Raw genomic sequence first — 13,649 nt, forward strand, 5'->3', positions numbered from 1 at the left:
AGGCAATAAAAAGATACTGCAGACGTGCTGTATCCCACCTGCGGCGAGAGGTGACAAGAGGCGGGCGAGCATTCGGCAGATTCCGCAAACCACCGTTCGCCAGACCACAGTTACTGCTTAAATGAGTCGAAGACCCGGCAGCAAATGCTTGTGGTTTTTCGTGCCGATGAAGCTCTATATATAGCTGTCGGATTTTGCTCTCTCACTAATCGGCATGGCGGCGCAGGTTCTGCGGTGCAAAGCCGCGTGCTTGAGCCTGAGCGCCCTGAAAAGGGTCAAAAAGGCACTGAAAACCGGGGTTTGCCCAAGGCTGGAGCGCCCCGCAAAGTCTGCTGAGCGCATGCCTCAAAACGGTGGTTTCTATCAAGCAGCCATCACTTTTAACGCCATATGCTGATTTCACGGTGTTGTAATGAGGGTGTGCTGCAGCGTGCATCACCGCCCTTGAGACGAGGTCGGACTGCTCGTCATGCCATGACCTCAACAAACCTTCAGGACCGCACAAAATGAGCTTTCTTCGACCAAAATTCATTACGTTCGACTGCTACGGCACCTTGACCAATTTCCACATGGGCACCATGACGCGCGAGCTCTTCGCCGACCGCGTTCCGGCTGAACAAATGGATCAGTTCGTCAAGGATTTCTCGGCGTATCGCCTGGACCAGGTCATGGGTGACTGGATGCCTTATGACGAAATCCTGAAAGTCGCACTGGCTCGTACCTGCAAGCGCTGGAACGTTGAATACCGTGAAGAAGGCCAGCTCTATTACGACGCCGTGCCGACTTGGGGCCCGCATGCCGACGTGCCGGCCGGTCTGTCGAAAATCGCCGACAAGATCCCCTTGGTGATTTTCTCCAACGCCAGCGACAGCCAGATCATGTCCAACGTCGAGAAACTCGGCGCTCCTTTCCACAAGGTCTTCACCGCTGAACAGGCCCAAGCCTACAAGCCCCGTCTGGCTGCTTTTGAGTTCATGCTCGACAACCTGGGTTGCGGTCCGGACGACATCTTGCATGTGTCTTCCAGCTTCCGTTACGACCTGTTCTCGGCTCACGACATGAAAATCAGAAACAAGGCGTTTGTGGCTCGAGGCCACGAGCAACCAGCCAACAGCTCCTACGAATACCACCAGATCCCGGACATCGGCGGTCTGGCCGGGCTGGTAGGCCTTTAAGCCAGGCGCACGGGCAACACCGGCATTTTTCAAGGTGCTCTTCAATGAGTGAGAAGGGGAACAGAATGCGCAGTGAGTCTTACTGGCTCGACACCGCTCCAGATTTTACCGGCGCGCAAGATGGCGCAGTGGAGGGGCAAGCTGACGTGGTGGTGGTCGGTGGTGGTTTTACCGGGCTCGCGGCAGCACGTGCATTGGCCTTGAAAGGTGCCAGCGTGGTGGTTCTGGAATCTGGTCGGGTGATCGGCGAAGCGTCTGGCCGCAATGGCGGGCAGTGCAATACCGGTGTGGCTCAGGACTATGCCTCTTTGAGCACGACCCTGGGTGCCGATCAGGCGCGTGAGTATTACAAGGCTTATGAAAGCGCCGTGCAGAGCGTCGTGAACGTGATCGAGCAGGAAAGCATTGCCTGTGACATCAAGCGTAACGGCAAGCTCAAGCTGGCCGCCAAGCCTGGGCATTACGAAGGTCTGGCGCGCACCTGCGAGTTGATACGCCGTGAGGTCGATCCGGACGTCGAGCTGCTTTCGGCTCAAGACGTACGCAGCGAGATCGGTTCAAACGAATTTCACGGTGGCCTGCTGCAGCGCAACGGCGTGCAGATGCACGTTGGTCGTTTTGGCCTGGGCCTTGCTGATGCCGCTGTGCGTCATGGCGCACGGGTGTATCAGGGCGCTACGGTGAAGGACTGGAAAGCCAACCGTGGCGGCTTCGTGGTAAACACTTCAAAGGGCTCGATTCAGGCCGGCCAAGTGTTGCTGGCGACGGGTGCCTGTCAGCATGGCGGGCTGGGCTGGTATCGGCGTCGCATCGTGCCGGTCGGCAGTTTTGTGATTGTCACCGAAGTGTTGCCGCAGGCGCTGATCAATCAGTTGTTCCCCCATCAGCGTGCTTACGTGACCAGTCGCTTGATCGGCAACTATTTCCGCCTCACACCGGATAACCGTTTGCTGTTCGGCGGTCGGGCGCGCTTTGCCATGTCCAACAGCAGCTCCGACGCCAAAAGCGGCAAGGTGCTGCAAGCGGCGATGGTGCAGATGTTCCCGCAGCTGGCGCACGTCAAGGTCGACTATTGCTGGGGCGGACTGGTGGACATGACTTCCGATCGTTTGCCGCGTGCAGGCGAACACGACGGCGTCTTCTACTCGATGGGCTACAGCGGTCATGGTGTGCAGATGTCGGTACACATGGGCAAGGTGATGGCCGAGGTCATGGAAGGCAAAGCGCAAGCCAACCCATGGAAAGACCTGAAGTGGTCCGCCATTCCCGGCCACTTCGGCAAGCCCTGGTTTCTGCCTTTGGTAGGCGCTTATTACCGCTATCAGGACAGCCGCCACTGATTTTTCGTTTGACCGTCGTTGTGTGTGCATGAAGGACGCTCCGGCCAACCGTGAGCAACTCGGAATTTCCCCTTTTCGACAGGTAGAACTGATATGACTGACAAAAAAAACGACTCCACGTTGATCACAGGCGAAGACAGCCTGCGGGTTTTCGAAGGGCTCAATCGCGGTCTGTCACGTCGCGATGCGCTGCGCATGCTGGGCGTTGCAGGTGTGGTCGCGGCCGGCTCCACCAGCCTGTTCAGCGCGGCAGGTAAAGTCTTTGCCGATGACGCGGATGCTCCGGTCAAAGGCAAGCCGGGCGGTCGCATTCGGGTTGCCGGCATGTCCAGCTCCACGGCCGATACACTCGACCCGGCCAAGGGCGCGCTGTCCACCGACTATGTTCGCCATTTCATGTTCTACAACGGTCTTACCCGTTTCGACAGCCATCTGGTTCCGCACATGGAGCTGGCCGAGAAGATCGAAAGCGACAACGCCACAGTCTGGACCGTGACCTTGCGTAAGGGCGTGACTTTCCACAACGGCAAGGCATTGACTGCTGGCGACGTGGTGTTCTCTCTGTCGCGTCACAAGGACCCGGCCACCGGCTCGAAAGTGTTGCCACTGATGGCGCAGTTTTCCGAGATCAAGGCCACCGGCCCGATGGAAGTGCAGATCACCCTCAGTTCGCCAAACGCCGAGCTGCCGTCGATCCTCGCGGTATCGCATTTGCTGATCGTGCCCGAAGGCACCACCGATTTCAGCAAAGGCATCGGTACCGGCCCGTTCACCGTCAAGGAGTTCAACCCTGGCGTGCGTTCGGTCAGTGCGCGTAACCGCAACTACTGGAAGCCGGGCCTGCCCTACCTGGACGAGATCGAGTTCATCGCGATTGCCGACGAACCATCGCGGGTCAACGCGTTGCTGTCCGGCGACGTACACATGATCAACGAGGTCAACCCGCGCTCCACCTCGCGCATTGCGGCCAGTTCCACGCACCGTGTGGTCGATGCGCCGTCCGGCAACTACACCGACCTGATCATTCGTCAGGATCAGATGCCTGGCAAGAGCCCGGAATTTACCGAGGCCATGAAATACCTGCTGGACCGCGAACAGGTCAAGTCGGCGGTGTTCCGTGGTTATGCACGCGTCGGCAACGACCATCCGATCTCGCCTGGCTCGCGCTATTTCAACGCGGATCTGCCGCAGCGCGCCTACGATCCCGAGAAAGCCAAATTCCTGCTCAAGAAAGCCGGCATGGAAAGTATCACCATGGCCGTGGCGGCATCGCCTGCTGCGACCGGTTCGGTGGACATTGCGGTGTTGCTGCAACAGTCGGCCAAGCAGGCTGGTCTGACCCTCAACGTCAACCGTCTGCCAAGCGACGGCTACTGGTCCAACCACTGGATGAAGCATCCGCTGAGCTTCGGCAACATCAACCCGCGCCCGAACGCCGACGTGATCTTCTCGCAGTTCTTCCAGTCCACCGCGCCATGGAACGAATCCGGCTGGAAGAACGATCAGTTCGACCAGTTGCTGATGCTGGCCCGTGGTGAAACCGACGACACCAAACGCGCCAAGATGTATGGCGACATGCAGACGCTGGTCAGCCAGAACTGCGGCGTCGGCATCCCGGTTTTCATCAGCAATATCGATGGTGTGGACAAGCGTATCCAGGGCTATTCCAGCAACCCGCTGGGCGGCTTCATGGGTTACATGTTCAGCGAGCAGGTGTGGCTGGACGCGTAAATGAAACGCTGAATCGAGCGGGAGGTGCAGATGAATAGCAACACACTCTGGTTGATCGTGCAGCGCTTCGGCGCGGCGATCGTGACGTTGTTGATCGTTTCCATCGTGGTTTTCGCCATTACGGCGGTGCTGCCTGGAGACGCTGCGCAACAGGCTCTTGGGCAATTTGCGACGCCTGAACAAGTCGCGGCATTGCGGACAAAACTGGGCCTGGATCAACCCGGTGTGGTGCGTTATCTGCATTGGTTGACCAATCTGCTCGGTGGCAACTTCGGTGAGTCCGTTTCCAACGCGATGCCGGTTTCCGAGCTGATTGCAGGGCGTTTTCCCAATACCCTGATGCTGTCGGCAACCACCGCGCTGGTGTCGGTGCCTGTCGCTCTGGCGTTGGGCATTGGTGCCGCGATGTATCGCGGCAGTCGTCTGGACAGCGCCTTGAACTTCATCACGCTGACGCTGGTGGCGGTGCCCGAGTTTCTGGTGGCAACCCTGGCGGTGCTGATTTTCGCCGTCAACCTGGGCTGGCTCTCAGCCCTGTCGTATGGCGGCGATGTCAGTTCACCCTGGCAGTTCATGCGCACCTACGCATTGCCGGTCATGACCCTGTGCTGCGTAATCGTGGCGCAGATGGCGCGCATGACACGTGCTGCAGTCATCGACCAACTGGACAGCCCTTATGTGGAAATGGCGCGCCTCAAGGGCGTCGGACCGGTTCGCATCGTATTACGTCACGCACTGCCGAACGCCATCGGGCCGATCGTCAATGCAGTGGCCTTGAGCCTTTCCTACTTGCTGGGCGGGGTGGTCATCGTTGAAACCATCTTCAACTATCCCGGCATTGCCAGCCTGATGGTCGATGCCGTGACCAACCGAGACATGGCGCTGGTTCAGGGCTGCACCATGCTGTTCTGTTCCGCTTACCTGGGTCTGGTGCTGATGGCCGACCTGTGTGCAATTCTTTCTAACCCGAGGCTGAGAACCCAATGACTGAATTCATTGCGAAATCGACGCCTGTTGCGGCGGAACCGATGCCGAGCAAAAAAGTGTCCCGGCCGACCTCCTGGTTGGGCCTGTTGGGCGCGACGGTGTGCTTCATCTGGCTGATGGTCGCGCTGTTCGGACCCTGGCTCGCGCCGCATCCGGTGGGTGAGGTGGTTTCCGACAACATGTTCGAAAACATCAGCGCTGCTTACCCCTTTGGTACTGACTACCTGGGCCGTGACATGCTCAGCCGGGTACTGGTCGGCGCGCGCTTCACGGTGGGCCTGGCCTTGATTTCTGCCGTGTTGGCCAGTGGTCTCGGCACGTTGTGCGCGCTGCTGTCGGTGGTCGCGCCCAAGTGGCTGGACGAAGTCATCAGTCGCCTGATGGATGCGTTCATCTCGATCCCCAGCAAGATGCTGGCGCTGATCATGGTGTCGGCATTCGGATCGTCTGAAGTCTTGCTGATCTGCACGGCGGTGCTCAGTTACACGCCGGGTGCATTTCGTATTGCGCGCAGCCTGGCGGTGAATATCGAAGCGCTGGAATACGTGCAGGTAGCGCGTACCCGAGGCGAGGGCCGCATTTATATCGCCTGTCGGGAGATCCTGCCGAATATGCTCAACCCGGTCATGACTGACTTGGGGCTGCGCTTCGGTTTCATTGTGTTGCTGCTCAGCGGAATGAGCTTTCTGGGGCTCGGCGTGCAACCGCCCGACGCCGACCTTGGTTCGCTGGTGCGCGAAAACATCGGCGGCCTCAGTCAGGGCGCTCCGGCCATTGTGATTCCTGCGCTGGCGATCGGTACGCTGACCATCGGTGTCAACCTGTTTATCGACCGGTTGGCTTCACGGCGCGGTCGCCGTTCGGGAGGGCATTGATATGAGCCAGTTGATTCGAGTGCAAGACCTGCGCGTGGTAGCCGACGGCGATCACGGCGAACTGGAAATCGTCAAAGGCGTCAGTTTCTCGCTGGAAAAAGGCGAAGTGCTAGCGTTGATCGGTGAGTCCGGCTCAGGCAAGACCACCATTGCCCTGGCGCTGCTTGGCTATGCCCGACGTGGCTGCAAGCTGGCCGGCGGCGTGGTTCAGGTTGGTGAGCACGACATGCTCAACCTGCCGGAAAGCCAGTTGCAGGGCCTGCGTGGCAATCGTGTTTCCTACATTGCGCAAAGTGCGGCAGCGGCTTTCAACCCCGCGAAAAAGCTGATCGATCAGGTGATCGAGGGCGCGCTGATTCATGGCCTGGGCAGCCGTGCGGCGCTGGAGGCCAAAGCTGTCGAGTTGTTCCGAGACCTTGCGTTGCCCAACCCGGACACCATAGGCAAGCGTTATCCGCACCAGGTCTCAGGCGGCCAGTTGCAGCGTGTGATGGCGGCGATGGCGCTGATCAGCGATCCATTGCTGGTGATCCTCGACGAACCCACCACGGCCCTGGACGTGACCACGCAGATCGATGTGCTGCGCGCTTTCAAGCGTGTGGTGCGCGAGCGTGGGGCAACAGCGGTGTATGTTTCTCACGACCTGGCCGTCGTGGCGCAAATGGCTGACCAGATTGTCGTGCTCAACGGCGGGCAGATTGTCGAAACCAGCAGCACCGCGGCGCTGCTCGGCGGCCCACAAGACCCTTACAGCCAGAGTCTGCTGGCGGCGGCGCGTCCGGACAGAGTGCTGACCCCGGCCAGCGAGGTGGCCAAGGACAGCACGCTGTTGACCATCAAGGGCCTGACCGCTGGCTATGGCAAGAAGGACCTGCAAGGCATGCCGATGATTCGCGTGCTGGAAGGCATCGACCTTACCATCCGCCGTGGTCAGGCGGTCGGTGTGATCGGCGAATCCGGCTCGGGCAAATCAACCTTGGCTCGTGTGGTTGCCGGTCTGTTGGACCCGGCCCTCGGCAGCCTGACATTCGACGGTGCGGAATTGTCCGGCTCGCTGTCAGGCCGCACTGAAGAGCAGTTCCGGCGCATCCAGATGGTGTTCCAGAATGCCGACACCGCGCTCAACCCGATGCACAGCGTCAGCGCTATTCTCGCCCGACCGCTGAAGATGTATTTCGGGCTGAAAGGCAAGCCGCTGAACGATCGTATTGGTGAGCTGATGGACCTTGTGCGCCTGCCGCGCGAGCTGGCGGATCGGCGCCCCAATGAACTGTCTGGCGGGCAGAAACAACGCGTCAACCTGGCCCGTGCTTTGGCGGCCAAACCGGATTTGATCCTCTGTGATGAAGTGACGTCGGCGCTGGATACCGTGGTCGGCGCGTGCATTCTCGAACTGCTCGGCGAATTGCGTCGCAAGCTGGGTGTTTCCTACCTGTTCATCAGCCATGACATCTCCACTGTGCGTGCGCTGTGCGATGACATTGTGGTGATGTACAGCGGCCACAAGGTCGAAGAGGGCACCCGCGAGTCCTTCAGCCGCGTGCCCTTCCACCCGTACACCGACCTGTTGGTGCATTCTGTACCGGAGCTGCGTCAGGGCTGGCTGGAAAGCTGCGGCGTGACCAGCGGCAAGCTGCCGCCGATCAGTGCCCCGGCCAGTAATCCTGAGCTGTGTACTTTTCTCAATCGCTGCCCGTCCCGCGTCGAGGGCCTGTGCAACAAGACCGCTCCAGGCCGTCGCCGGATTGCTGGCGGCAGCGAAATCCTCTGCCATCGCGACGGCGACGAGCTGCAAGCCGTGCAGAAAGACCTGAACCCTGTCACTGCCGGAGCGTACGCATGAACAGCCGTTTTTTGAGGCTGGGCGAGCGTGATCGTCCGGTGGTGAGCCTCACGGTCGATGGCGCGTCCATCGAAGCCTTGCAAGGCGATACGCTGATGGTGGCGTTGCTGACACGCACGGCCGCTTTGCGCCAGTCCGAATTCGACGCCGGGCGGCGTGCCGGGTTTTGTCTGATGGGTGCCTGCCAGGACTGCTTGGTCTGGACGCGCAGCGGTGAACGGCTGCGCGCCTGCTCCAGTGAAGTCCGCGACGGGCTGGATATCGTCACCACTCAACCGGAGGCGAAATGGCCACTTCTTCACGGTTAGACGTTCAGAAACCTGCCAGCGCTCGAGTGGTCATCATTGGCGCTGGCCCGGCGGGCACCCGTTGTGCAGAAACCCTGCTGGCCGCCGGGATCAGACCGATTCTGATCGATGAGAACCGGCGTGACGGCGGGCAAATCTACCGTCGCCAGCCGGAAGGCTTCAAGCGTGATTATCCGGCGTTGTATGGCACTGAAGCAGCCAAGGCGCGCGACCTGCACGAAAGCTTCGATCGCTTGCGCACGCAGATCGACTATCGCCCCGATACCCTCGCCTGGAACCTCACGCCAGGCGAGCTGTGCTGCGCCAGCCAAGGCCTGCACACCGTGGTCGAGTACGACGCGCTGATGCTGTGCGCAGGCGCCACCGACCGTCTGATGCCGATCAAGGGCTGGCAACTGGCGGGCACCTACAGCCTGGGCGGTTCGCAGATCGCGCTCAAGTCGCAATCGGTCTCGATTGGCAGTCGCGTGGTGTTCATGGGCAGTGGCCCGTTGCTTTATCTGGTTGCCAGCCAGTACGTCAAGGCCGGTGCCGATGTCGCAGCGGTGCTCGATACTTCTCCGTTCAGCAAGCGCGTTGCCGCGATGCCCAAATTGCTGGCGCGCCCCGGTGTGCTGTTCGACGGCATGAAGCTTTTGGCCCGTTTATACAGCGCCAGGGTGCCGGTGCATCTTGGCGTGCAGCCTGAAGAAATTCTGGGTGACGAGCAGGCCGGTGTCTCGGGCGTGCGTGTGAAGCTTGCCAATGGCAAGTTGCTGACCGTCGATTGCGATGCGCTGGCGCTGGGTTATCACCTGCGCCCGGAAACCCAGCTGGCAGATCTGGCCGGTTGCGGCCTGCGTTTCGATGAGGATTCCGGGCAATGGGTGCTGGCGGTCGACGAAGAGGGCCGCACTTCGGTCAAAGGTGTCTATGCGGCGGGCGATGGTGCGAAGATTCGCGGTGCCGATGCCGCCGAGCAGGCAGGTAGACTGGCCGCGATGGCGCTGCTGGACGACCTTGGCCTGCCTGTGGATAACGCGCGTCGTGAAGACGTGCGCAAGCATTTGGTGGTGATGGACCGCTTCCGCGTTGGTCTCACCGAAGCATTCCCCTGGCCCTCCGCTCAAGCCGCTGCACTGCCCGATGACGCCATTGTCTGCCGTTGCGAAATGATCAGCGCAGGCGAGCTCCGTGGCGTGGTGCGTGAGAAAGGCGCTTGCGAGGTCAATCGCGCCAAGGCGTTCAGCCGTGTCGGTATGGGCCGCTGCCAAGGGCGTTATTGCTCGCAGGCCGGCGCCGAAGTGATCGCTGCCGAGGCCGGTGTGCCGGTCGAGCAAGTCGGTCGCCAGCGCGGTCAAGCGCCGGTCAAACCATTGTCGATGCTGGTGGACGAGGTGATTTCATGAAGCAGCCCAAGGTCGATGTACTGATAGTTGGTGGCGGTTTCATGGGCTCGGCGTCGGCGTTTTTTCTGCGGCAGCACGGCAAGTCGGTGACGCTGCTGGAGCGCGACGTGATCGGCCAGTATGCCAGCGGCGTGAACTTCGGCAATGTACGGCGCCAGGGTCGCCATCTGGGGCAACTGGAGTTGGCCAATCGCTCCCGGGCGTTGTGGCAGAAGCTGCCGCAACTGATCGGCGAAGACCTGGAGTTCCTGCCCAGCGGCCATATGCGCGTCTGCTACCGCGAAGACGAAATCTGCGAACTGGAAGCCTACGCGGCGGCTCCTGAAGCGCGCGAGCTGGACCTGAAAATCTACAGCGGGAAAGCACTGCACGAGCGCTTTCCGTTTCTCGGCCCCGACGTGAAGGGCGGCTCTTATGCGCCGCACGACGGCCACGCCAACCCGCGTCTCGCTGCACCTGCCTTTGCCCGCGCCGCAATCAGGGCCGGGGCGCGGATCGAAGAGCGCACCGAAGTGGCACAGGTCGAAAAGGTCGGTAACGCGTTCGAAGTAACCACCACTGACGGACGTGTCTTCACTGCCGATCAATTGCTGATCACCGCAGGCGCATGGGGGCAGAAACTCTCTGCGCAATTCGGCGAGCCGGTACCGCTAGACACTCACGGCCCGCAGATGGCTGTTACTGAACCGGTGCCTTACGCGCTGCCGACAGTGATTGGTGTGTTCACCAAAATCCCTCATGAAGTCATCTATTTTCGGCAGATTGCGCGCGGTAACATCGTCATCGGCGGTGGTTTTCGCAGCAAGCCGGACATGGCCAATCGTCGTGCCCATGTCGAGCCACGCAGCATCATCAATCAGGTGCAGCAGATGCGTCGTCTGCTGCCCGGCGTCGGTAATCTGAACATCATCCGCGTGTGGAGCGGCATCGAAGGCTACACGCCCGATTCACTGCCGGTGATGGGCGCCAGCGGTAAGGTCGACGGGCTGTTCTATGCGTTCGGCTTCTGCGGCCACGGCTTTCAGCTCGGCCCTGGCGTGGGCGACGTGATGGCCGAGCTGATCAGTACCGGCGCGACCAGCACTTCGATTAGCCCGTTCGACATCCGTCGTTTCGACCTTTTCAATGAACAAGCGAGCAAAGCCTCATGAGCCCACGCGCACTGGATATCCTCAAGCGCCTGATTGCCTTCGACACTGTGTCGTCTGAGCCAAACATGGCACTTATCGAATACGTCCGCGAGCTGCTGGCCAGCAAGGGCATCGAGTCGTTGATCGTCAAGGACGAAACTGGCAAGAAAGCCAACCTGTTCGCCAGTACCGGACCGCAAGACGTGCCCGGTGTGCTGCTTTCCGGCCACACCGACGTCGTGCCGGCGGCTGGTCAGGCGTGGACGATGCCGCCCTTTCAGGCAACGCTGCGTGACGGGCGCATCTATGGTCGTGGCACCTGCGACATGAAGGGTTTTATTGCGCTGGCCATCGACGCAATGCTCGATGCCGCAGACATGACGCTGCTCCGTCCGCTGCAACTGGCCTTGTCGCATGACGAAGAAATCGGCTGCGTCGGCGTGCGTCGGCTGCTGGACGTGCTGCATCTGGCACCGATGCGGCCCTTCCTGTGTGTGGTGGGCGAACCCACGATGATGCAGTTTGCGGTCGGACACAAAGGCAAGGCGTCCTATCGCACGTTCTGTCGCGGTCAGGAAGCGCACTCTTCGTTGGCGCCCAGGGCGGTTAACGCGATTCATCTGGCCAGCGATTTCATCGCCGAACTGCGCAAGAGCCAGAAGCAGATCGAACAGCAAGGCGCGCGTGACGAGGGTTATGACATCCCTTACAGCACCGTACACATCGGCCGTATCGATGGCGGCAAGGCGCTGAATATTGTGCCGAACCTGTGCACCATGGAGTTCGAGTACCGCAACCTGCCGGGTGACAATCCCGATGCATTGCTGGAGCAATTGCGCGAGCGTGCCGAGGTGCTGGTACGTGAAGCGCGACTGCTGTCGGGCGTGGCCGCCATCGAGATCGAAGTCATGAACGAATACCCGGCACTGGAGACTCACCCAAGCGTCGAAGCGGTGCGCATGCTGCATGCTTTTGCCGAGCCGGGTACGCAACACATCAAGGTGTCCTATGGCACCGAAGGCGGTCTGTTTGCAGGGCGACTCAACGTGCCGGTAGTGGTTTGCGGCCCGGGTTCCATCGAGCAGGCGCACAAGCCGGACGAGTTTATCGAAGAGAGTCAGATGGACGCAGGCGAGCGTTTTCTGCAAAGTCTGCTCGGCTCGCTGAAGCAGTAGAGGCTGCCGTCCGGGCGTAAATTTCAGCATCGGACACTGCCGTTATCCCGCTTTCAGCATCCTGGACTGTGACGTCTGCCTAGACTGGCAGGTATCCCGAAACAGGACTCGACCATGCTCAAGAATCAGTTGAAAGACCCCAGCCTGCTGGTAGACCGCGCTTACATCGATGGCCAATGGATCAACGCTGACGACGGCGCAACGCTGAAGGTGACCGACCCGGCAACGGGCGAAGTGATCGCAACGGTTCCGGCCCTGCAAGGGGTTGAAACCCGCCGTGCCATCGAGGCCGCTGATCGCGCCTGGCCGGCCTGGCGTGCCCGTCCTGCCGCCGAGCGGGCGGCCCTTCTGGATCGCTGGCATCAGGCAATGCTCGAGAACGTCGAAGACCTGGCGCTGATCATGACCTTCGAGCAAGGCAAGCCGCTGAACGAGGCTCGGGGCGAGATTCGCTACGGTGCCAGCTTCGTCAAATGGTTCGCCGAGGAGGCGCGTCGTTCCTACGGGGAAACCATCCCTGCGCCCAGTGCCGACCGTCGCCTGATGACGCTCAAGCAGCCGGTGGGTGTCTGCGCCGCGATCACGCCGTGGAATTTCCCCAACGCGATGATCACCCGTAAATGCGCACCAGCGCTGGCCGCGGGCTGCCCGATCATCGTCAAGCCTTCTGACCTTACGCCGCTGTCCGCTCTGGCGTTGGCAGTGCTGGCCGAGCGTGTAGGCATTCCTGCTGGTGTCTTCAACGTGGTCACTGGCATGCCTGCCGGCATCGGCGAAGAGCTGACCGGCAACCCGGTGGTGCGCAAGATTTCCTTCACCGGCTCCACGGCGGTGGGCCGTCTGTTGATGCGTCAAAGTGCCGAACACATCAAGCGTCTGAGCCTGGAACTTGGCGGCAACGCGCCGTTTGTCGTGTTCGACGACGCCGATCTGGAACAGGCCGTGGCTGGCATCATGCTCAGCAAGTTCCGCAACGCCGGTCAGACCTGCGTGTGTGCGAACCGGATTCTGGTGCAGAGCGGCATTTACGACCGCTTCGCTGCGCGGCTGGTGGAAGAGGTCGCCAAACTCAAGGTTGGCAATGGCCTGGAAGACGGCGTGACGATTGGTCCGCTGATCAACCCGGCAGCCGTCAGCAAGGTAGCCCGGCACATTGATGACGCGTTGAGCCAGGGCGCGAAATTGCTGTATGGGAAACGTCCCGAGGGCGACAGCCAGTTCGTCCAGCCAACGGTATTGGGCGATGCTCATGCAGGCATGCTGCTGGCCAACGAAGAGACCTTTGGCCCGGTCGCCCCGCTGATGCGCTTCACCGATGAAGCCGAGGCGCTGGCACTGGCCAACGCAACGCCTTATGGCCTTGGCGCGTATTACTTTACCCAGGACCTGCGCCGTTCGTGGCGTTTCGGCGAAGCGCTGGAGTTTGGCATGATCGGCCTCAACACCGGCATCATCTCTATGGAAGTCGCCCCATTCGGCGGCGTCAAACAGTCCGGCCTGGGCCGCGAGGGCTCCAGCTACGGTCTGGACGAATACCTGGAAGTGAAGGCGTTTCACGTGGGTGGGTTGTAGGGCGCGCAGCACAACCGACTCTCGCGCCCGTGCCCGCGTGACGATGGTGCCCATGCTCCGCGTGGGCATGCAGTTCGTGACGCCCCGCGTCACAAACCCACAGAGCGCCGCACGCTCAGGCCCGG

Annotated in this window: 11 protein-coding genes; all 11 read left to right on the forward strand. The window is 60.8% G+C overall.

Translation table 11 applies throughout. The annotated features are described in order from the left end of the window. The first annotated feature begins 506 nt into the window (after window positions 1-506). On the forward strand, window positions 507-1,175 hold the full coding sequence (locus I9H09_RS01235; protein WP_024668952.1) for a haloacid dehalogenase type II: 669 nt from the start codon (window positions 507-509) through the stop codon (window positions 1,173-1,175). Between the two features lie 65 nt (window positions 1,176-1,240). Then, window positions 1,241-2,515: an NAD(P)/FAD-dependent oxidoreductase gene (locus tag I9H09_RS01240; RefSeq protein WP_005887829.1), complete on the forward strand. Its 1,275-nt coding sequence runs from the start codon at window positions 1,241-1,243 to the stop codon at window positions 2,513-2,515. Window positions 2,516-2,608: 93 nt separating this feature from the next. Then, window positions 2,609-4,246 (forward strand): ABC transporter substrate-binding protein, encoded by a 1,638-nt coding sequence (locus I9H09_RS01245; protein WP_122324799.1) that lies wholly within the window; start codon window positions 2,609-2,611, stop codon window positions 4,244-4,246. 30 nt (window positions 4,247-4,276) lie between these two features. Continuing rightward, window positions 4,277-5,233, forward strand: a complete 957-nt coding sequence (locus I9H09_RS01250) for an ABC transporter permease (RefSeq protein ID WP_122347774.1) — start codon at window positions 4,277-4,279, stop codon at window positions 5,231-5,233. Further along, complete coding sequence (locus tag I9H09_RS01255; protein ID WP_005887835.1) at window positions 5,230-6,108, forward strand: ABC transporter permease; 879 nt, start codon at window positions 5,230-5,232, stop codon at window positions 6,106-6,108. The genes I9H09_RS01250 and I9H09_RS01255 overlap by 4 nt, the downstream gene beginning before the upstream one ends. A 1-nt stretch (window position 6,109) precedes the next feature. Further along, window positions 6,110-7,951: an ABC transporter ATP-binding protein gene (locus I9H09_RS01260; RefSeq protein WP_053480936.1), complete on the forward strand. Its 1,842-nt coding sequence runs from the start codon at window positions 6,110-6,112 to the stop codon at window positions 7,949-7,951. Further along, entirely contained in the window at window positions 7,948-8,259 is a 312-nt protein-coding gene (locus tag I9H09_RS01265) for a (2Fe-2S)-binding protein (protein WP_122324734.1), read from the forward strand. The genes I9H09_RS01260 and I9H09_RS01265 overlap by 4 nt, the downstream gene beginning before the upstream one ends. Beyond that, complete coding sequence (locus I9H09_RS01270; protein ID WP_122324733.1) at window positions 8,238-9,647, forward strand: FAD/NAD(P)-dependent oxidoreductase; 1,410 nt, start codon at window positions 8,238-8,240, stop codon at window positions 9,645-9,647. The genes I9H09_RS01265 and I9H09_RS01270 overlap by 22 nt, the downstream gene beginning before the upstream one ends. Beyond that, window positions 9,644-10,798 carry an NAD(P)/FAD-dependent oxidoreductase gene (locus I9H09_RS01275; protein ID WP_122324732.1) on the forward strand — a complete coding sequence of 385 codons (1,155 nt, stop codon included), beginning with the start codon at window positions 9,644-9,646 and terminating at the stop codon, window positions 10,796-10,798. Before I9H09_RS01270 ends, I9H09_RS01275 begins: the two co-directional genes overlap by 4 nt. Further along, on the forward strand, window positions 10,795-11,952 hold the full coding sequence (gene argE / locus I9H09_RS01280; RefSeq protein WP_054989854.1) for an acetylornithine deacetylase: 1,158 nt from the start codon (window positions 10,795-10,797) through the stop codon (window positions 11,950-11,952). Before I9H09_RS01275 ends, argE begins: the two co-directional genes overlap by 4 nt. A 114-nt stretch (window positions 11,953-12,066) precedes the next feature. Further along, window positions 12,067-13,524, forward strand: a complete 1,458-nt coding sequence (locus I9H09_RS01285; protein WP_122324731.1) for an NAD-dependent succinate-semialdehyde dehydrogenase — start codon at window positions 12,067-12,069, stop codon at window positions 13,522-13,524. Window positions 13,525-13,649: the final 125 nt, after the last annotated feature.

The sequence above is a fragment of the Pseudomonas tremae genome (genome assembly GCF_023278125.1).
Taxonomy (GTDB): Bacteria; Pseudomonadota; Gammaproteobacteria; order Pseudomonadales; family Pseudomonadaceae; genus Aquipseudomonas; species Aquipseudomonas tremae.